General features: G+C 61.0%; 18 protein-coding genes and 1 pseudogene. 2 read left to right on the top strand and 17 right to left on the bottom strand.

From position 1 onward, the window contains the following. Positions 1-41 precede the first annotated feature (41 nt). From ytfQ to pcsA, 7 genes are all read right to left on the bottom strand, one after another. Positions 42-1,004, bottom strand: a complete 963-nt coding sequence (gene ytfQ / locus C4N04_RS06545; RefSeq protein WP_003559333.1) for a galactofuranose ABC transporter, galactofuranose-binding protein YtfQ — start codon at positions 1,002-1,004, stop codon at positions 42-44. 145 nt (positions 1,005-1,149) lie between these two features. Then, the gene (locus C4N04_RS06540) at positions 1,150-2,226 is read right to left on the bottom strand and encodes a BMP family ABC transporter substrate-binding protein (protein ID WP_106795630.1); all 1,077 of its coding nucleotides are present in this window, start codon (positions 2,224-2,226) and stop codon (positions 1,150-1,152) included. 49 nt (positions 2,227-2,275) lie between these two features. Beyond that, positions 2,276-3,196 carry an ABC transporter permease gene (locus C4N04_RS06535; protein ID WP_106795629.1) on the bottom strand — a complete coding sequence of 307 codons (921 nt, stop codon included), beginning with the start codon at positions 3,194-3,196 and terminating at the stop codon, positions 2,276-2,278. Next, positions 3,193-4,278 carry an ABC transporter permease gene (locus C4N04_RS06530; protein ID WP_106795628.1) on the bottom strand — a complete coding sequence of 362 codons (1,086 nt, stop codon included), beginning with the start codon at positions 4,276-4,278 and terminating at the stop codon, positions 3,193-3,195. The genes C4N04_RS06535 and C4N04_RS06530 overlap by 4 nt, the downstream gene beginning before the upstream one ends. After that, entirely contained in the window at positions 4,268-5,836 is a 1,569-nt protein-coding gene (locus C4N04_RS06525; RefSeq protein WP_086156219.1) for an ABC transporter ATP-binding protein, read from the bottom strand. Before C4N04_RS06525 ends, C4N04_RS06530 begins: the two co-directional genes overlap by 11 nt. A 39-nt stretch (positions 5,837-5,875) precedes the next feature. Then, positions 5,876-6,856, bottom strand: coding sequence for a quinone oxidoreductase (locus C4N04_RS06520; protein WP_077993708.1), 981 nt, complete (start codon positions 6,854-6,856; stop codon positions 5,876-5,878). A gap of 10 nt (positions 6,857-6,866) precedes the next feature. After that, the gene (pcsA, locus tag C4N04_RS06515; protein WP_010060952.1) at positions 6,867-7,595 is read right to left on the bottom strand and encodes a phosphatidylcholine synthase; all 729 of its coding nucleotides are present in this window, start codon (positions 7,593-7,595) and stop codon (positions 6,867-6,869) included. Positions 7,596-7,931: 336 nt separating this feature from the next. Between pcsA and C4N04_RS06510 the strand changes: the two genes are divergently transcribed. Further along, positions 7,932-8,744, top strand: a complete 813-nt coding sequence (locus C4N04_RS06510; RefSeq protein WP_010060954.1) for a ferredoxin--NADP reductase — start codon at positions 7,932-7,934, stop codon at positions 8,742-8,744. Between the two features lie 50 nt (positions 8,745-8,794). Here C4N04_RS06510 and C4N04_RS06505 read toward each other — a convergent pair whose 3' ends face one another. The 6 genes from C4N04_RS06505 to C4N04_RS06480 form a co-directional block, all read right to left on the bottom strand. Further along, on the bottom strand, positions 8,795-9,409 hold the full coding sequence (locus C4N04_RS06505; RefSeq protein ID WP_010060956.1) for a GntR family transcriptional regulator: 615 nt from the start codon (positions 9,407-9,409) through the stop codon (positions 8,795-8,797). A gap of 406 nt (positions 9,410-9,815) precedes the next feature. Next, positions 9,816-11,018 carry an ABC transporter permease gene (locus C4N04_RS06500; RefSeq protein WP_096762745.1) on the bottom strand — a complete coding sequence of 401 codons (1,203 nt, stop codon included), beginning with the start codon at positions 11,016-11,018 and terminating at the stop codon, positions 9,816-9,818. Then, the gene (locus C4N04_RS06495; protein ID WP_106795627.1) at positions 11,008-11,724 is read right to left on the bottom strand and encodes an ABC transporter ATP-binding protein; all 717 of its coding nucleotides are present in this window, start codon (positions 11,722-11,724) and stop codon (positions 11,008-11,010) included. The genes C4N04_RS06500 and C4N04_RS06495 overlap by 11 nt, the downstream gene beginning before the upstream one ends. 12 nt (positions 11,725-11,736) lie before the next feature. Further along, complete coding sequence (locus tag C4N04_RS06490) at positions 11,737-13,029, bottom strand: efflux RND transporter periplasmic adaptor subunit (protein WP_106795626.1); 1,293 nt, start codon at positions 13,027-13,029, stop codon at positions 11,737-11,739. Positions 13,030-13,276: 247 nt separating this feature from the next. Then, positions 13,277-13,651 (bottom strand): GFA family protein, encoded by a 375-nt coding sequence (locus C4N04_RS06485; protein WP_106795625.1) that lies wholly within the window; start codon positions 13,649-13,651, stop codon positions 13,277-13,279. Between the two features lie 8 nt (positions 13,652-13,659). Continuing rightward, positions 13,660-13,869, bottom strand: coding sequence for a hypothetical protein (locus C4N04_RS06480; protein WP_009993527.1), 210 nt, complete (start codon positions 13,867-13,869; stop codon positions 13,660-13,662). Between the two features lie 369 nt (positions 13,870-14,238). Here C4N04_RS06480 and C4N04_RS06475 point away from each other — a divergent pair, with 369 nt between their 5' ends. Next, positions 14,239-14,421 carry a hypothetical protein gene (locus C4N04_RS06475; protein ID WP_004673791.1) on the top strand — a complete coding sequence of 61 codons (183 nt, stop codon included), beginning with the start codon at positions 14,239-14,241 and terminating at the stop codon, positions 14,419-14,421. 65 nt (positions 14,422-14,486) lie between these two features. Here the strand turns inward: C4N04_RS06475 and C4N04_RS06470 are convergent. The 4 genes and pseudogenes from C4N04_RS06470 to C4N04_RS06455 all read right to left on the bottom strand — a co-directional run. Next, positions 14,487-14,855, bottom strand: a pseudogene (locus C4N04_RS06470) (TOBE domain-containing protein); the annotation flags it as partial. Positions 14,856-15,380: 525 nt separating this feature from the next. Next, on the bottom strand, positions 15,381-16,460 hold the full coding sequence (gene ugpC, locus C4N04_RS06465) for a sn-glycerol-3-phosphate ABC transporter ATP-binding protein UgpC (protein WP_106795624.1): 1,080 nt from the start codon (positions 16,458-16,460) through the stop codon (positions 15,381-15,383). Between the two features lie 18 nt (positions 16,461-16,478). After that, positions 16,479-17,531 (bottom strand): carbohydrate ABC transporter permease, encoded by a 1,053-nt coding sequence (locus tag C4N04_RS06460; RefSeq protein ID WP_096762742.1) that lies wholly within the window; start codon positions 17,529-17,531, stop codon positions 16,479-16,481. Continuing rightward, positions 17,528-18,565 (bottom strand): sugar ABC transporter permease, encoded by a 1,038-nt coding sequence (locus tag C4N04_RS06455; protein WP_096762741.1) that lies wholly within the window; start codon positions 18,563-18,565, stop codon positions 17,528-17,530. The genes C4N04_RS06460 and C4N04_RS06455 overlap by 4 nt, the downstream gene beginning before the upstream one ends. Between the last annotated feature and the right edge of the window lie 10 nt (positions 18,566-18,575).

The raw sequence follows: 18,575 nt of genomic DNA, 5'->3' as shown, positions 1-18,575 counted from the left end.
CGTACCGGTCCATGATGGACCGGTACGGTTCCAGGTTCAAATCAGTAGCCCTGACCCTTCTTCTCTTCGTAGACCTTCATCGGCTCGTCGGCGGGCGTGTAGAGCTTTGATTCGGTCTGGATCCACTTCGCCGGAGCTTTCTTGTCCTTCAGATAGGCTTCGAGCGCATCGAAGGCCGGACCAGCCATGTTCGGCGTCAGCTCGACCGTGGCATTGGCTTCGCCTTCGGACATGGCCTTGAAGATATCGGGAACGGCGTCGATCGAGACGACGAGGATATCCTTGCCTGGCTTCAGGCCGGCTTCCTTGATCGCCTGGATGGCGCCAACGGCCATGTCGTCGTTATGGGCGTAGAGCGCGCAGATATCCTTGCCGCCATTCTCGGCCTTCAGGAAGCTTTCCATGACTTCCTTGCCCTTGGTGCGGGTGAAGTCGCCGGTCTGGCTGCGAACGATCTTGAGGTTGTCGTGGCCGGCGAGAGCTTCTTCGAAGCCCTTCTTGCGGGCGATGGCCGGCGACGAACCGGTCGTGCCCTGCAACTCGACGACATTGCACTTCTTGTCGCCAACGGTCTTGACCAGGAAGTCGCCTGCGACCTTGCCTTCATGGACGAGGTCCGACGTGACAGCCGTCAGGTAGAGATCATCAGGAGCCTTGATGGTGCGGTCGAGCAGAATGACCGGGATCTTGGCTTCCTTGGCTTCCTTAAGAACATCGTCCCAGCCGGTTTCGACGACCGGAGCAATCAGGATGGCGTCGACGCCCTGGGCGATGAAGGAGCGCAGGGCCTTGATCTGGTTTTCCTGCTTCTGCTGGGCATCGGCAAACTTCAGATCGATGCCGCGCTTCTTGGCTTGCTCCTTGGTTACGGTCGTTTCAGCCGCACGCCAGCCCGATTCCGAGCCGATCTGCGAGAAGCCGACGGTCAGGCCGGCGGCCGAAGCCGAACCGAACATGCAGGCAGCAAGAATCGTAGCACTCAAGAGTGCAGTCTTCAATTTCATGATATCCTCCCAATGCCGCTCCTTCGCGGCGCAGGGTCAAAAAATCATATAGTATTACTTTTGTAAATCGGTTTTTTAGGATGCACCGCAACAAAAAAAGGGCGTCCACAGGGACGCCCTTCGCACGTGCAAAATCAGCAACCGGTTATTGCGCCGGCAGCTTGTCGTCGACGCCTTCGACGTAGAAGTTCATGCCGAGCAGCGTGCCGTCATCGGCCTTCTCACCCGCTTTCAGCCAGGGCGTACCGTCCTGCTTGTTGATCGGGCCGGTGAAGGGATGCAACTCGCCCGACTTGATCTTGGCTTCGGTCTCTTCGGCGAGTTTCTTCACATCATCGGGCATGTTCGTATAGGGCGCCATCGTCAGAATGCCGTCCTTGAGGCCATCCCAGCTCTGTTCCGACTTCCAGGTGCCGTCGAGGAGCGCCTGGACGCGCTTGACGTAATAGTTGCCCCAGGTGTCAATGATCGCGGTAAGCTGTACGTTCGGGCCAGCCTTGATCATGTCGGACGCCTGGCCGAAGGCCTTGACGCCGCGTTGCTCGGCAACCTGCATCGGTGCGGTGGTGTCCGTGTGCTGGGTGAGAATATCTACGCCTTGGTCGAGCAGCGCCTTGGCGGCATCAGCCTCCTTGCCCGGGTCGAACCAGGTATTGACCCAGATGACCTTCATCTTGAAGTTCGGGTTGACCGACTTGGCGCCAGTTTCGAAGGCGTTGATGCCCATCACCACTTCGGGAATCGGAAAGGAGGCGATATAGCCTGCCGTGCCGTTCTTCGACAGCTTGCCGGCGATAATGCCGCTGATGTAGCGGCCTTCATAGAAGCGCGAGTTGTAGGTCGCGACATTGTCTGCGGCCTTGAAGCCCGTCGCATGCTCGAATTTCACCTTCGGAAACTTCTTGGCGACGGCAACGGTCGCGTCCATGTAGCCGAAGGAAGTGGTAAAGATCAGAGCGCAGCCGGAACGGGCCATGCGCTCGATGGCGCGTTCGGCATCCGGACCCTCCGGCACACTTTCGAGGAAGGACGTTTCGACCTTGTCGGCGAATTCCTTCTCGACCTGGAGTCGGCCGTTTTCATGGGCCTGCGTCCAGCCGCCATCGGTGCGGGTGCCGACATAGACGAAGCAGACCTTGGTCTTGTCGGCAGCCTCGGCGGCAGTACCGATGCTCAGGACAAGGGCAGCTGTCGCTGCGAGAGCAAGTGCAAGTTTTTTCATTTTGATCCCTGTTGGTTGGAAGTTTGAAACCCGTCTTTTTTGTTGTTGCTCACCGGTCAGGCACGAAGGCTTTGCCAAGCGAGGCCGGCGTATTGATCATCGTCGTGCGCCGATTATGCGAGATCATGATGAGGACCACAACTGTCGCCGCATAGGGCAGCATCGACAGGAACTGCGACGGAATGCCGATGCCGAAGGCCTGCGCGTGCAGTTGCAGGATCGTCACAGCCCCGAAGAGATAACCGCCAGCCAGCAGCCGCCAAGGCCGCCATGAGGAGAAGACGACAAGCGCCAGCGCGATCCAGCCCCGCCCGGACGACATATTCTCGGTCCATTGCGGCGTATAGATCAGCGACAGCTGCGCCCCTGCAAGGCCGGCGCACGCACCGCCGAACATTACGGCGAGATAACGCGTGCGGATGACGTTGATGCCGAGCGCATGGGCGGAGGCGTGATTATCGCCGATGGCGCGTATCTTCAGGCCGGTGCGGCTCCTGAAGAGGAACCAGTTGACGCCGATAACGAGCAGGATCGACAGGTAGAAGATCGGATCCTGCTTGAAGAGGACGGTTCCGATATATGGAATAGCCGAGAGCACCGGGATTTCGATCGGCAGAAGCCGGACGCCGGGCGCGCCGACGAAGGGTTCGCCGAGCATACCGGAAGCGCCAAGGCCGAGGATCGTCAGGGCAAGGCCCGTCGCCACCTGATTGGTGACGAGCGTCAGCGTCAGAAAGGCGAAGAGCAGCGAAAAAACCGCTCCGCTGGCGATGCCGCCGACGATGCCGATATAGGCCGATCCGGTAAGCTGAGCTGCGGCAAAGGCACCGACGGCGCCGATGATCATCATGCCTTCGACACCGAGGTTGAGAACGCCGGAGCGTTCCGTCACCAGTTCGCCAAGGGCTGCGATAACGAGCGGTGTCGAGGCGGTGATGACAGTCAGCAGAATGGCTTCGAAGATGCTCATGCCGCCTCGCCCCTGACCCGCGACCAGACAAAGCGGATTTTATAATAGATGAGCATATCGCAGGAGAGTACGAAAAGGAGCAGCAGCCCCTGGAAAACGCGGGTGACCTTATCGGAAATGCCGATCGAAAGCTGCGCGGCCTCGCCGCCGAGATAGGTCAGCGCCAGCACCAGTCCCGATGCGATGATCCCGAGCGGGTTGAGACGGCCGAGGAAGGCGACGATAATGGCGGTGAAGCCGTAGCCCGGAGAGATTGCCGGCTGGAGATGGCCGATCGAACCGGACACCTCCGATATTCCGGCGAGGCCCGCAAGAGCGCCAGAGAAGAGGAAGCTGAACCAGATCATCTTCTTCGAGGAGAAGCCGGCAAAGCGCCCTGCCCGCTCCGACTGGCCGAGCACGACGATCTCGAAGCCTTTCAGCGTATAACGCAGCATGAACCAGACGCCGATCGCCGCAATGATGGCGAAGATGAAGGCCCAGTGAGCCCGGCCCGATTCTTCCCAGATCGCCGGCAGCACGGCCTCCGGCGCGAAATCGCGTGAAACAGGAAAGTTGAAGCCCTTCGGATCGCGCCAGGCGCCGCGGACCAGCCAGTCGAGGAAGAGCTGGGCGATATAGACCAGCATCAAGGACGTCAGGATTTCGTTGGTGTTGAAATGCGCCTTCAACAACGCCGGAATGGCGGCGAAAAGCGCGCCGCCGAGCGCTCCCAGGATCAGCATCAGCGGCAGGACTAGCGGCGAATGCCAGTCGTAGAAGACGATCGGCAGATAGGAGCCGGTGATGGCGCCGATGGTGAACTGTCCCTCGGCGCCGATGTTCCAGTTGTTCGAGCGATAACAGACGGCGAGGCCGACCGCGATCAGGATCAGCGGGGCGGCCTTGATCGCCAGCTCATGCAGCGACCAGACCTCGAGCAGCGGTTCGACGAAGAAGGCGCTCAGTGCCGCGGCGGGGTCCTTGCCGAGCAAGGCGAACATGATAGCGCCGAAAGTCAGCGTCAGGACGAGAGCGAGGAGCGGCGAGACGAAGCCGAAGAGCTTCGAAACGTCGGGGCGTTTTTCCAGTTCAATGCGCATGGGCTGCCTCCGCGGCAGAACTGCTCTCATGCAGGCCACCCATCAGCAGACCGATCTTTTCGCGCGTCAGCTCGCCCGCCGGGAAAGGCCTGGAAAGGCGGCCTTCGGAAATGACGGCGATATCGGTCGCCACCTCGAAGATTTCGTCGAGATCCTGGCTGATGACGACGACGGCGGAGCCGGTTTTTGCGAGATCGACCAAAGCCTGGCGGATGCGGCTCGCCGCTCCGGCATCCACGCCCCAGGTCGGCTGGTTGACGACGAGGACGGCCGGTTGGCGGTCGAGTTCACGGCCGACAATGAACTTCTGCAGATTGCCGCCGGATAGCGATCCGGCGGCCGGGTCATCGCCGCTCTTGCGAACATCCATCGCTTCGGAAATGCGCCGTGCGGCAGATTTCACCGCGCCGTGGCGGATAATGCCAAGCACGCCGAGAAAGGCTTTGCGATCCGATTGGCTGCGGGCAAGCACCAGATTGTCGGAGAGCTTCATGGTAGAAACGGCGGCGTGGCCGTGACGCTCCTCCGGAACGAAGCCGGCTCCGAGCAAGCGGCGGGCCGTGATGCCCTCGCTGCCCACAGGCTTTTTGCGGATCACGATCGCTTCGGCCGAGGCGACCGGATATTCGCCGGATAGCGCATCGAAGAGCTCGCTCTGGCCGTTGCCGGCAACACCGGCGATGGCAAGGATCTCGCCTGATCGCACCGAGAGCGAGATGTCGCGCAAAGCCATGGCGAAAGGCGTGCGCGCGGCAACTGATAGGTTCGATACGGCAAGCTGCACCTCGCCCTTGTCCGAACGCTCGGGGTGGGTGACAGTCGCCACCTCGCTGCCAACCATCATGCGGGCAAGCGAGGCTGGCGTCTCCTGCTTCGGATCACAGGCGCCGGTCACGCGCCCATGGCGCAGCACGGTGGCGCGATCGCAGATGCGCTGCACCTCTTCCAGGCGGTGGCTGATATAAAGAACCGAGCGCCCTTCGGCGCGCAGCTTGAACAGCGTTTCGAACAGCCTGTCGGCTTCCTGCGGCGTCAGCACCGAGGTCGGCTCGTCGAGAATGATCAGCTTGGGGTTCTGCAGCAGCGCACGGACGATCTCGATGCGCTGGCGTTCGCCGACCGAGAGATCGGCGACATGGGCATGGGGGTCAAGCGGCAGGCCGTAGGCGACGGAGAGCGCCCTCGCCTCTTCGGCGATCCTGTCGATTGGAATGGCGTCATCGAGCGACAGCGCAATGTTCTCGGCAACGGTCAGCGCTTCGAACAGCGAAAAATGCTGGAACACCATGCCGATGCCGAGCCTGCGGGCCTCACCGGGCGAAGCAACGGTGACCGGCGCGCCCTCCCAGCGGATATGACCATGGGTCGGCTCCAGAACGCCGAACAGCATCTTTACCAGCGTGGATTTGCCTGCGCCATTTTCACCGAGAAGCGCGTGAATTTCGCCCGGCGCGATATCGAGATCGATTTCATTGCAGGCGGCAAAGCCACCGAAAAATTTCGTCAACTTCTGGACGGATAGTAACGCACCGGAATCCGGCACATTCAATGGCGACACGTTCCCCTCATTTCTTCTGCCAACCGGTCCGTTCGGATCTCATGGAATCAGCAGCGTCGTTCCTGTTGTTTTTCTTGATTCCAGATCCGCGTGAGCCCGCCCAACCTCACGCAGCGGATAGGTTTGATTGACATTGATACGCACTTTGTTGCTTTGCACAACATTAAATAGCGCTTTCGCACTGTCGATCAGTTCCTGACGCGCGGCGATGTAGGTGAAGAGCGTCGGCCGTGTCGCAAAGAGTGAGCCCTTCTGCGCCAGCTGGGAAAGCGTGAAATTCTCGACCGGGCCGGAGGACTGGCCGAAGGAGGCGAAAAGACCACGCGGTTTCAGGCAGTCGAGCGACTGGGGAAAAGTATCGCGGCCGATCGAATCATAGACGACATCGACGCCCTTGCCGCTTGTTATGTCGCGGACCCGGCCGACGAAGTCTTCGCTCTTGTAATTGATCACATGGTCGTAGCCATGGGCGAGCGCAAGCGCGACCTTGTCTTCAGATCCCGCCGTGCCGATGACGGTGGCGCCGAGCGCCTTCGCCCATTGGCCGGCGATCAGGCCGACGCCGCCGGCGGCGGCATGAAACAGCAGTACCGTCTCAGGGCCAACTTTGAAGGTGCGGTTCAGCAGATATTCCGCGGTCATACCCTTCAGCATCATTGCCGCCGCGGTTTCGAGCTCTATGCCGCCGGGCACATGAACCAGATGACGCGCCTCGATATTGCGCTCGACACTGTAGGCGCCGTCGGCGCTGGCATAGGCGACACGGTCGCCGACCTTGAAATCCTCCACACCAGGGCCGACTGCCGTCACGGTGCCGGCGCCCTCCTTGCCGGTGACAAAGGGAAGATGCGGCACCTTGTAGGAGCCATTGCGGAAATAGACATCAATAAAGTTGAGGCCGACTGCGGCCTGACGAATCTGCACCTCACCTGCAGCAGGTGGCGCAAGGTCGATGTCGACGTACTCGAACACCTCAGGTCCGCCGGTCTTGGAGAATGAAACTGCCTGGGTCTTCGTCATATTGCCGTCCTTAAGCTTTCCGTCCGAGGGCCGGGAAGAATTGCAGCACCGCGCCGATGACGTAAAGATAGATCCCGGTCACAATGAAGAGAATGAGCGCCCATTCGGGCGTCTGGAAATTTTTCAGCAGCGAATAGATGCCGAGCGCCGACCAGAGGAAAAAGACGCCGAGATTGAGCGGGCGCAGCCTTTGGACGCGAACCGGGTGCAGGAAATTGATCGGCAGGAAGGTCAGCACCACAGAAACGATGACGACGGCAAGTGCCGTCGTCGCGCTGGCGTCGATGACGAACAGGGTGAAGACGATCATGTTCCAGACAACGGGAAAGCCGGAGAAGAAGTATTCCTCCGTCTTCATGCCCATATCGGCATAATAGATGGCGCTGGAAACAACAATCATGCCGGCGGCGACGAAGGACCAGGGCTCGCCAATCATGCCGCTCTGATAAAGCGCAAAGGCCGGCAGCAGCACATAGGTGACGTAATCGATGATATTGTCGAGCGTATCCCCCGACCAGTTCGGCAGCACTTCCTTGACGCGCACCTTACGGGCAATCGGGCCATCGATGCCGTCGACGAGGAGGGCAAGGCCCAGCCACCAGAACATGTCGATGAAGCGGTGCTCGGCGGCGGCGACGACACCGAGAAAGGCCAGGAAGGAACCGGAAGCCGTCAATATATGGACGGAAAAGGCGCGCATCTCCGCGTAAGGAACACGCTTATAGTTGAAAATCTTCATATTCCCCGACCGCCCTATCGCGCTCGCCCCTGCAAGCGTCTTTTTGCCACCAGCACCGATCCCGTCGCTGAATCGGTTCTCGTAGATCGTTGTTGTCGCACCGCTTTTGCCGAAAACCGGCGTCCACATCAGGCACGCCGCCCTAATATGCATCCTTTGCCGGGCTTCGCCAGCGGGAAATGAGACATTCCCCGGCGGCCATTGAATCCTGACAATGACATGCATATTTCCCTTCATGAGCGCTGCGTGGAATGGAATGCCTTTAATTACGGCCGGATATGTAATATCTGCCTCGCATCTGATGGTTCATCCGACGAAACGGGATCCTCTACCGCAATGAACGCGCCTGCAAAGACCGAAGACTTCGCCTCGTCCATCCCCGCCGGCGTCTATGCCGAGACGGTGCTTGCCGTGACGCATTACACCGACCGGCTCTTCCGCTTCACGATGACCCGGCCGCAGGGCTTCCGTTTCCGTTCCGGCGAATTCGCGATGATCGGCTTGATGGTCGAAGGCAAGCCGGTGTTCCGCGCCTATTCGATCGCCAGCCCCGCCTGGGCCGAAGAGCTCGAATTCTTCTCGATCAAGGTGCCGGACGGCCCGCTCACCTCGCATCTGCAGGCGATCAAGCCTGGCGATCAGGTGCTGATGCGCAAGAAGCCGACCGGCACGCTGGTGCTCGATGCCCTGACCCCCGGCCGCCGCCTCTACATGTTCTCGACGGGAACGGGCGTTGCGCCCTTCGCCAGCCTGATCCGCGATCCCGAGACTTACGAGAAGTTCGAGGAAGTCATCCTCACCCATACGACCCGCGACGTCGCCGAGCTGAAATACGGCTTCGACCTGGTGCATGAAATCCAGAACGACGAGCTGCTGAAGGAAGTTGTCGGTGACAAGCTGCGCCATTATGCGACCGTCACGCGCGAAGACTTCGAATATCGCGGCCGCATCACCGACCTGATTTCGTCAGGCAAGCTGTTTACCGATCTCGGCGTGCCGCCGCTCGACCCGGCAATCGACCGCGGCATGATCTGCGGTTCCTCGGCGATGCTGAAGGACACCAAGGAGCTGCTCGAAAAGGCCGGCCTCAATGAAGGCGCCAACAGCAAGCCCGCGGAATTCGTCATCGAACGCGCTTTCGTCGGCTGAACTTTTCCCGATAATCAAATCAGGCGGCGGCTCCGGAAACGGGGCCGTTTCTATTTGTCGGCCAGATAGTCGATCAGCACTGTCATCGTAGCGCGCGCCTCCTCCGCCCTGCCCTCTTGGATAGCGTGAATGACGGCAACATGCAGCGCGATGGCGCGATCCATTCGCTCCGGGCTTGCCGTCGAGTACCAAAGGCGACGCGAATGCGTCTGCACCGGCCCGAGTGCTGCCACGATGAAGCCGTTCGGGCAGGCATCCTCGAGGATTTCATCGAAGGCCTTGTCGGCGGCGAAGAAGCCGGCGAGATCGCCGGTCACCGCGCATTCCTCCATCGCCCGGGCGCAGTCGCCAAGGCGGTCGCGCTGCTCATCAGTCGCATGTTCGGCGACCGATGCGGCCGCAATCGGCTCCAGCTCGCGGCGAACCTGCATGACATTGCCATGATCCTCAGGCGCAATCTCGGCCACCTGCAGCCCGACGCGCGGCTTCACCAGGATCAGCCCCTGCCAGGCAAGCTTCTGGATCGCCTCGCGCACCGGCGTGCGCCCATGGCCCGCCAGATCGATCAGCTGCTTCTCAGTGACGAGCGCGCCTGGCTTCAGCGCCAGGGTGACAATCAGGTGCTCCAGCGCGAGATAGGCACGATGGCTTTGTGACGTCTGCATGCTGAAAGTCCGCTGGCCAAACTGATATATCACATAGTGGCACGGTCAAAAACCGAAGACAACATTGAAATACCAGAACAGAGACAAATAGATAACAGCGGCGTGAGTTTCGGCGAATGCATTGATAACTTGGTTGTCCACGCCGAGGCCGCCGCGGGAAGATTGGGAGCGGTAGGGTCGGATCTGAGACTAAGTCTGTTGGAGTGAGCTATCTCCGGCGACTTTAGCCCCACTCTCCGTCATGCTCGGCCCCTGAGCCGAGCATCCACGCCGCAACCGCCAGCAGTCGCGGCATGGATCCTCGGCTCAAGGCCGAGGAAGACGGAGGACAGGTTGGAGCTCCTCCCAAACTCACTCGGCATAAAGAACGAGATCGCGCGCTTTGCCACAACGCCTTTATCTTGCGTCACTCATGCCGCAGCGCCTCTATCGGGTTGAGCTGGGCTGCCCGTCTTGCCGGAAAATAACCGAAGATCATGCCGATTGCGGCGGAGAAGAGGAAGGCGACGGCGACCATCATCGGGCTGAAGACGAAGGGGACCTTCAGGAGGGTGACCGACACCAGGCCGAGGCTAAGCCCCAGCACGATCCCGGTGATGCCGCCGAAGAGCGAGAGCGCCACCGCTTCGACCAGGAACTGGGTGAGCACCTGGCTTTCGAGGGCGCCGATCGCTAGCCGGATGCCGATTTCGCGGGTTCGCTCGGTGACGGAGACCAGCATAATGTTCATGATGCCTATGCCGCCGACAAGCAGGCTGATGGCAGCCACCGCGCCGAGCAGGCCGGTGAGCAGCGTCGTCGTGCCGGTCATCGCCTCGGCGATCTGGGTCATGTCGTTGACGTTGAAATCGTCCTGCCGGCCAGGAATGATCTTGCGGCGCTCGCGCAGCAGGTTTTCGACATCGGCCTGCACCTTGGCAGTCGATACACCGTCGCGCGCCGAGATGACGATCTGCGGCACGTTGCTGTTGCCGCTGATGCGCCGCTGAAACACCTTGACCGGCATGATGACGACGTCGTCCTGATCGGTGCCCATGCCGGACTGGCCGCGCCTGGCGAGCACGCCGATGACGGGGCATGAGACCTTGCCGACACGGATCTGCTGGCCGATCGGGTCGGCGGCGCCGAAGAGCTGTGAGCGAACCGTCTCGCCGATGATGCAGCGGGACTGGCCGCGTTCCTCGGCAGGCGTGAAATTGCGGCCGAGCGCCAGGTTCCAGTCCTGCGCGACGAAATAGTCGTTCGTGGTGCCATAAACACTGGTCGAATGGTTCTGGCCGCCGAAAATAACGGTCGCCGTCGACTGATTGAGCGGCGCCACGGCCCTCAGGCCACCGATCTGGTCGCGGATGGCGGCGACGTCCTTGACGCTGAAGCGTTTGGCCTCGGAGCTTGCCCGGCCGGGGCCGAACTGGCCGGGACGGACGAACAGCATGTTGGTGCCGAGCCGCGACAATTCGGTCGAGACCTGCGCGGTCGTGCCGTTGCCGATCGTCACCAGGGCGATGACGGCGGCCACGCCGATGACGACGCCGAGCACGGTCAGGAAGGAGCGCAGCATATTGCGGCTGATGGCGCGCAGCGCCAGTTTCAGCGTCTCAAAGAACATGATCCGCCCTCCTCCGGTGCTCGACCTCGGTCTCCAACTTACCGTCGACAAACCTGAGCAGCCGCTCGGCATAGGCGGCGATATCGGGCTCGTGCGTGACCATGACGATGGTGATGCCCTGCTCGCGGTTCAGCCGCGTCATCAGGTCCATGATCTCGACGCTGGTCTTGGTGTCGAGATTGCCCGTCGGTTCATCGGCGAGCATCAGCGCCGGCTCGGTGACGATGGCGCGGGCAATGGCGACGCGCTGCTGCTGGCCGCCTGACAGTTCTTGCGTCTTGTGATGTTCGCGGCCGGAGAGGCCGACCAGGGCCAGAGCTTCCCTTGCGCGTTCGCGCCGCTCGCGCACCGCCATGCCGCGATAGATCAGCGGCAGCTCGACATTCTCGACCGCCGAGGTGCGCGACAGGAGGTTGAAGCCCTGGAAGACGAAGCCCAGCATGTGGCGGCGCAGGAGCGTCAGCTGGGCGCGGTCGAAGCCGCTGGTCGCAATACCCTGGAAGACGTATTCGCCGGATGTCGGCACGTCGAGGCAGCCGAGGATGTTCATCGCCGTCGACTTGCCGGAGCCTGACGGCCCCATGATCGCGACGAATTCATGGGCCTCGATCGCCATGTCGACATGGTCGAGCGCGCGAATCGCCGCCTCGCCCTCGCCGTAGATTTTCGAGACCTGCCTGAATTCGATAAGCGGCGGGCTTGTCATCCATCTCTCCGCCTAGTTCGTCCGCACCGCGGCGTCGGTCACCAGCGCGTCGTTTTCCTTGAGGTCGCCGGAGACGACCTGGGTGAACTGGCCGTCGGACGAGCCGACCTGGATGACAACGGGCGTGGGGCGGCCGTCGCGCAGCACCCAGACGCGGCGCTCCGCTCCCGTCAGCGCCTGAGGTGCATTGCCGCCGCGCCGGCGTGGCGGGCCGAAGATTCCCAAAATGCCGCGGCCGCGCCGCTCTGCCTGCGGCAGGGCGTAACGCAGCGCGGCATTCGGCACCATCAGCGTATCCTTGACGGCCTCGACGGTGATATCGGCGGTCGCCGTCATGCCGGGGCGCAGCAGCAGGTCGGCATTGTCGACGGAGAGAACCGCCTTGTAGGTCACGACGTTGTTGACCACTTCGGAGGCGAAGCGGATCTGCTCGATCTCGGCGGGGAAGGACCGGTCGGGATAGGCGTCGACGGTAAATTTCGCCTTCTGGCCGACGGCGATCTTGCCGACATCGGCCTCGTCGACATCGACCTGCAACTCCATCTTCTTCAAATCGCCGGCGATGGTGAAGAGGATCGGCGCCGAAAGCGAGGCAGCGACGGTGGCGCCGGGATTGACCGAGCGGGTGAGGATGACGCCATCGATCGGCGAGATGATCTTAGCCTTGGCGAGATTGACCTCGGCCAGTTGCAGGTCGGCTTCCGAGGCGAGCACTTCGGCTTCGTTGATCTGTTTGGCGGCGACGGCGGAATCATATTTGTAGGTGGCATCGTCGAGGCTCTGCTGGGTGGAGACATTGCTCCTGACCAGGCTCTTCAGCCGCTCGAGCGAGGTGCTTGCCGATTCGAGATCGGCATTGGCCTTGGCGACGTTCGCCTTGGCCGAATTGACCTTGGCGCGCGAACTCTTCACATCCGCCTCGAGCTTGTTGGTATCGAGCTGCGCCAGCACGTCACCAGCCTTGATCGTGCTGTTGTAATCGACGTTGACGTCGCGGACGGTGCCGGAAAGTTCGCTCGATATATCCACCTGCTCGGTCGGCTGCACCGATCCGGTGGCGGTGACGAGTACCGTCAGGTCGCCGCGTTTGGCCGGCTGCGTGGTGTAGCTCACTTCACTTTGCCCGCGGGCGGCATAGAAATAAGCGGCGGCCGCGGCGGCAGCGACGAGGATCAGCAGGATGAACAGCCGTCCGCGCCAGCGGCTGCGCTTGTCCCGCTTGCCCGATGCGGCAAGAACCGCTGCGAGGTCGGGCGTCGGGCCCGCCTTTGCTCCGGTTTCGTTGCCGCTCAAGATTTTGTTCATGTCATCCTCGATCAGTCAGTGGCCGCCTCGGCCCTGCAGTGAACTAATCACACCGCAGATGAACCGGGAATTAGCGTCGCCGCCGAACTGGCACGGAATTGCCGACGGGTGAAATGAAATATTGGTGAGAAAACTCAAGTTTCGACGCGGCGGAGCCTATCGTGCGAAACTGCGCAGCGTTTTTCCCAATGATGACATCGGGAAACCAAAGAGCTGACGCGTGACAAACGACACGCCTCGGCGCCGGTCACTCGGCATCCTCGGCATATTGATCCGCACCCGGCAGCGGATGCAGCCACGCTTCGCGCCGCTTGATCCAGAGTTCATAATTCGGTTCAAGGTCGGTCGGGGGATTGTCGAGGGAACCGAGCCGGACTTCCACCGACTTCTCCTGCAGGCAGAAGAGCCTACCGCCGCAGGCGGGGCAGAAGCTGCGGCCGGCGAAAGTGGCGATCTGGCCGGTGTGGGAAAAAGCCGGGCGCGGCCAGACGGCGAAGAAGACAAAGGCTGAACCGCTCGTTTTGCGGCAATCGGCGCAATGGCAGAGACCGACGCGGAGGGGCTCACCCTCGACGCTGTAGACAACCGCCCCGCAAAGGCAGCCTCCCGTTCGCCTCCGCATCGCGGCGGTCAGGAATCGAGACTGGTGGGCAGCCCTGGCGGGCGCCGCTTTGCCGCCATCAGCAGATCGAGTTCGGTGGCGGAGGGGCCGAACTTCTCATAGAGGCGTTTGGCCTCCTTGTCGTCCAGCCGGTATTTCCTGGCGAATTCGCTGAAGCTGTAGGGGCGGCCACGCAGGACTCTTCGCGCCGGGGTCGCCGTTTTCGGTGCGTCGGTCATGGTTTTCTCCTTTCATTAACTGCCCTTTAAGTTAGAGCGCCGCACCCATTTGGAAAGAGTCGCATGGCCGTGAAGGGGGGCGGATGCGGCTGATTTTCCGGAACCTTTTCGCCGATAGCTGGTTTGCGAAGCGAGGTTGCGGGCCGCGCCAAGCGGACGCGGCGGTGCTGGAGAACCTCGGGATTTTTCCGCGTTCTCCCGAGGGCCAACGAAACGGCAGGCGAGCTCCCTACCCGCCCGGTCCGCTTCCTCATCTCCCCGTTTCGGGATGAGATCACGAAATGTTAAAATGCGGAACGCTCGCGCCGAAGCGAGGTTGTTCACACGAGGTCGACGTGGCCTCAGTTGATAAAACCAAGGAGAAACCAAATGGCAAACCAAGGTGGAACCCACGAACAGCACGTCAAAGCCGGGCAGCAGAGTCACAAGAACGACTCCAATACCCGCAGCGCCTCTTCAGGCGGCCGCGACGCGCAGTCCAGCGGAACCCGCGGCGGCAGCCATGAGCAGCATGTAAAGGCTGGTCAACAAAGCCACAAGAACAGCCACTAAAGCTGTCCTGAAATGAAGATTGGGCGGGCTCGCGCTTCGGCGCGGGCCTTTTTCCTTGTCTTGTGTCAGGACAGACGCCGGCCATCCTCGGCGAAGAGATGCAGCACGGCGGGATCGAGATGCAGCGGCAGGCTGTCGCCCGATTTCATCTTCTGCTGGCCGGCAAAGACCGCGATCAGTTTCTTGCCTGATGCGTCGGCGTGGACGACGGTCTCCGAGCCCAGTTCCTCGACAAGGGTGACGCGGGTGTCCAGCCGGCCTGCGGCGGCTCCATCGGCCAGGGTGATGTGTTGCGGCCGGATGCCGATGCTGACCCTTTCACCCGCCGGGCGCGTCTCCCGGGCAGTGACTGAAAGACGGTGGCCGCCGACGGTTTCGACCTCGGCAAAACCGCCATCATGATCTATGTCTTGCGCATTATTTTGTAAGTAATTCCCGCGTATCCATTTCTTGCGTGAATCTCCAAGGTTAATCCTTCGATAGGCTGACAACCGCTAAATGGCCAATCAATTCCGAAATCCAAAGGATCGAAGTTCATTACCGAATAGGATCCTTCTCCAAGCAGGTACATGCTGAAATAACTCATGCTCAGAGGATCATTCAATTCAACGCCTGAGACCAGTTTCGAGTTTCTTAGTTCATACGGTGGAGTTCCACCTTCGCCGGACAAACATACCTTGTCGAATTTGTATTCACTATTTTTCAAAACATCCTTAAACCAAAATTTCCCCTCACCGTTCCTCCAAAAATAAGAATTCAAATAATTCGGCTCCGCGAAAATGTAATTCGGGCGATAGGGAGGAGAGTAAATATAAGCACCAGCACAGAAAGAAAATGCTACAAACAGAACAATCAATAAATCTCGAAATATCGTCATCACGAAATCCTCAATTCTCGCAATTTCGGTACTAAAAACTCTTCTGGAATTAATCCTCTCTTTTGCGATTAGCAATGCCGCCTTAGGACAGACGCCGGCCATCCTCGGCGAAGAGATGCAGCACGGCGGGATCGAGATGCAGCGGCAGGCTGTCGCCCGATTTCATCTTCTGCTGGCCGGCAAAGACCGCGATCAGTTTCTTGCCTGATGCGTCGGCGTGGACAACGGTCTCCGAGCCCAGTTCCTCGACAAGGGTGACGCGGGTGTCCAGCCGGCCTGCGGCGGCTCCATCGGCCAGGGTGATGTGTTGCGGCCGGATGCCGATGCTAACCCTTTCACCCGCCGGGCGCGTCTCCCGGGCAGTGACTGAAAGACGGTGGCCGCCGACGGTTTCGACCTCGGCATAACCGTTCTCGTGGCCGATGATCGAGCCTTCCAGGAAATTCATGTGCGGTGCGCCGATGAAGCCGGCGACGAAGCGGTTGGCCGGGCTGTTATAGAGTTCCAGCGGTGTTCCGACCTGTTCGATCCGGCCGCTTCTCAGCACGACGATGCGGTTGGCAAGCGTCATCGCCTCGACCTGGTCATGGGTGACGTAGATCATCGTCGCCTTCAGCCGCGCGTGAAGGGCCGCGAGTTCGGCGCGCATGCTGACCCTGAGTTCTGCGTCGAGATTGGAAAGTGGTTCGTCGAGCAGGAAGGCATCCGGGCGGCGGACGATGGCGCGGCCGATCGCGACGCGCTGGCGCTGGCCGCCGGAGAGCTGGCCCGGACGGCGCTGCAGGAAAGGCTCGATCTCCAGCATGCGGGCGGCGTCGGTGATGCGCGCTTCGATCTCGGGTTTCGCCACCTTGGTATTCTCGAGACCGAAGGCCAGGTTCTCCCGCACGCTCATATGCGGATAGAGCGCATAGGACTGGAAGACCATGGCAAGGCCGCGGTCGGCGGCGCCGATCTCGGTCACATCCTTGCCATCGATGGCGATGTTGCCGCCCGTCGGCTTATCGAGGCCGGCGATCAGGCGCAGCAGGGTCGATTTTCCGCAGCCGGACGGGCCGACGAAGGCGACGAACTCGCCGTCATTGACGGCAAGCGAGACATCGCGGATGACCTCGACGGCGCCGAAATTCTTGACGATGTTTCTGAGCTCAAGGCCGCTCATGCACTCTCCTGTGTCATCTTATTTCAGTCCGGAGCCGGCAATGCCCGTGGTGATGAAGCGCTGCAGGAAGACGAAGATCAGCACCACCGGGATCATCGAGACGACGGTCATGGCGAGGATATAATGCCATTGCACATTGAGTTCGCCGGCATAGACGTTGAGGCCGACCTGCAGCGTATAGAGTTCCTTGCGCGACAGCACGATCAGCGGCCAGAGGAAATCGTTCCAGCGCCAGACGACCGAGAAGATCGCCAGCACCGCAAGGGCGGGTGCTGACAGCGGCAGGATGATGCGCCAGTAGATCTGCCATTCGCTGGCCTTGTCCATGCGCGCCGCGTCGATCAGCTCGTCGGGGATGGTCAGCATATATTGCCGCAGCAGGAAAACCCCGGTCGGAGTGGCCACCGTCGGCAGGATGACGCCCCAGAGACTGTCGAACAGGTTCAACGTGCCGATGACGGAATAGAGCGGCACGACGATGACCGAGAGCGGCACCATCAGCGTCGCCAGGATCATCAGCATGACGGCGGTGCGGCCGGGAAACTGGTATTTCGACAGGGCGAAGGCGGCCATGGAATTGACGATCAGCGTGATTGCCGTCGCCGTCACCGTGACGAAGACAGAGTTGCGCAGGAACAGGAAGAAATCGAAGCGCTGGAACGGTTCTGTGTAATTGCCGGCAGCGAATTCGACCTTACGCACCGGCGTGCGGTCCTTGATATTGACCTTGACGATTTCACCCGGCTGTTTCGGATCGACCATCTGGCCCATGATGCCGATGCGGCGGACTTCGGCGAGCACGCGGCTGCTGCCATCCGGCATCACAACGTTATAGAGCGGCAATGGCTTGTCGTGGCCAGGCACGACAGTCTGTTCGGTGACATAGGGCAGGACGGAGGGCGGGAATTCGGCAAGGGCCGCCGGCGTCTTGAAGGAGGAGAAGACCAGCCAGACGGCTGGGCCGAACATCAGGAAGACGCCCGAGATCAGCCAGATCCAGGTGACGACGTCAGTCCAGTGCCAGCCCCGGCCGCCGCGGCGGCGGAGGAGAAAGGTGCCGACGGCGCTCATTGGCGTTTCCCCTTCTTCTCGTTGCGATTGCTGGCGCTGAGTTGGATCAGCGTCAGGATGACGAGCACGATGCCCATCAGGATCGAGGCGGCCGATGCAAGCCCCGGATTGCGCAAGGAACTCGCAAAGCCGGTCTCATAAATATACTGGGTGATGTACATGGTGCTCGTGCCCGGCCCGCCGCCTGTGAGCACGAAGACCTCGTCGAAGATCTGCACGGCGCGGATCAGCGCCAGAACCAGGACGACGATCAGGTTCGGCATCAAAAGCGGCAGGGTGATGCGGCGGAAGATGCGGGTCGGGCTCGCCTTGTCCATCGCTGCCGCCTCATAGAGATCCTTCGGGATCGCCTGCAGGCCGGCAAGCAGAATCAGCGCATAAAAGCCCATATGCGCCCAGACCGAGACGAAGACGGCGAAGAAGAAGGCCCAGAAACGGTCGCTGAGCCAGGAGAAGGGCTCGAAGCCGAAGGGGCTCAACGCATAGTTCAACAGCCCCTCGCGCTGCAGGATCCATTTCCAGATCAGCCCGACGACAACAGGCGACAACAGCACCGGGAAGAAGAAGACGGCGCGCCAGAAGCCGCGATTGGACAGCTCGCGGTTGAGGATCAAGGCCGTCGCCAGTGCCGCGATCAGCATCGCCGTGACCTGGAAGACGACGAAGACGGCGGTGTTGCGCACGGCCGCCCAGAAGGTGTCGGCCGCGCAGGTCGAGGGGTCGAGATAGGAGCCGCAGTCGAAGAGGATGCGGTACTGTTCGGCACCGACATAGGTTCTGTTCGGCAGGAAAATGGCGCTGCCGCTGGTCGTCGAATAGATGAAGTTGATGACCAGCGGCAGGAGCACGAAGACAGTGAAGATCAGCATGTTGGGCGCCAGGAAGACGCCCGCCATGCCGTTCAGCCCCGTCAGCTTCTGCCAGGCGCGCATGGGGATGTCGACCAGCCCCATGACAAGCCGGACAGGCGCTGAGAGCGCCTGCCGCAGACCGGCCTTTGCCGGTGGTTCGGAAGAAACCGTCTTTCCCGCCATGCGCTGTTCC

It is taken from the genome of Rhizobium sp. H4 (assembly GCF_003013335.1).
Taxonomy (GTDB): domain Bacteria; phylum Pseudomonadota; class Alphaproteobacteria; order Rhizobiales; family Rhizobiaceae; genus Rhizobium; species Rhizobium sophoriradicis.
Note: the sequence above shows the minus strand (reverse complement) of the source record. Positions and strands in the feature narration are given on the sequence as shown.

What these genes read in the sequence shown, in the direction of transcription:
- ytfQ (WP_003559333.1), bottom strand. Translation starts at nt 1,004, where the DNA reads ATGAAATTGAAGACTGCACTCTTGAGTGCTACGATTCTTGCTGCCTGC.
- C4N04_RS06540 (WP_106795630.1), bottom strand. Translation starts at nt 2,226, where the DNA reads ATGAAAAAACTTGCACTTGCTCTCGCAGCGACAGCTGCCCTTGTCCTG.
- C4N04_RS06535 (WP_106795629.1), bottom strand. Translation starts at nt 3,196, where the DNA reads ATGAGCATCTTCGAAGCCATTCTGCTGACTGTCATCACCGCCTCGACA.
- C4N04_RS06530 (WP_106795628.1), bottom strand. Translation starts at nt 4,278, where the DNA reads ATGCGCATTGAACTGGAAAAACGCCCCGACGTTTCGAAGCTCTTCGGC.
- C4N04_RS06520 (WP_077993708.1), bottom strand. Translation starts at nt 6,856, where the DNA reads ATGACGAAGACCCAGGCAGTTTCATTCTCCAAGACCGGCGGACCTGAG.
- pcsA (WP_010060952.1), bottom strand. Translation starts at nt 7,595, where the DNA reads ATGAAGATTTTCAACTATAAGCGTGTTCCTTACGCGGAGATGCGCGCC.
- C4N04_RS06510 (WP_010060954.1), top strand. Translation starts at nt 7,932, where the DNA reads ATGAACGCGCCTGCAAAGACCGAAGACTTCGCCTCGTCCATCCCCGCC.
- C4N04_RS06505 (WP_010060956.1), bottom strand. Translation starts at nt 9,409, where the DNA reads ATGCAGACGTCACAAAGCCATCGTGCCTATCTCGCGCTGGAGCACCTG.
- C4N04_RS06500 (WP_096762745.1), bottom strand. Translation starts at nt 11,018, where the DNA reads ATGTTCTTTGAGACGCTGAAACTGGCGCTGCGCGCCATCAGCCGCAAT.
- C4N04_RS06495 (WP_106795627.1), bottom strand. Translation starts at nt 11,724, where the DNA reads ATGACAAGCCCGCCGCTTATCGAATTCAGGCAGGTCTCGAAAATCTAC.
- C4N04_RS06490 (WP_106795626.1), bottom strand. Translation starts at nt 13,029, where the DNA reads ATGAACAAAATCTTGAGCGGCAACGAAACCGGAGCAAAGGCGGGCCCG.
- C4N04_RS06485 (WP_106795625.1), bottom strand. Translation starts at nt 13,651, where the DNA reads ATGCGGAGGCGAACGGGAGGCTGCCTTTGCGGGGCGGTTGTCTACAGC.
- C4N04_RS06480 (WP_009993527.1), bottom strand. Translation starts at nt 13,869, where the DNA reads ATGACCGACGCACCGAAAACGGCGACCCCGGCGCGAAGAGTCCTGCGT.
- C4N04_RS06475 (WP_004673791.1), top strand. Translation starts at nt 14,239, where the DNA reads ATGGCAAACCAAGGTGGAACCCACGAACAGCACGTCAAAGCCGGGCAG.
- ugpC (WP_106795624.1), bottom strand. Translation starts at nt 16,460, where the DNA reads ATGAGCGGCCTTGAGCTCAGAAACATCGTCAAGAATTTCGGCGCCGTC.
- C4N04_RS06460 (WP_096762742.1), bottom strand. Translation starts at nt 17,531, where the DNA reads ATGAGCGCCGTCGGCACCTTTCTCCTCCGCCGCCGCGGCGGCCGGGGC.
- C4N04_RS06455 (WP_096762741.1), bottom strand. Translation starts at nt 18,565, where the DNA reads ATGGCGGGAAAGACGGTTTCTTCCGAACCACCGGCAAAGGCCGGTCTG.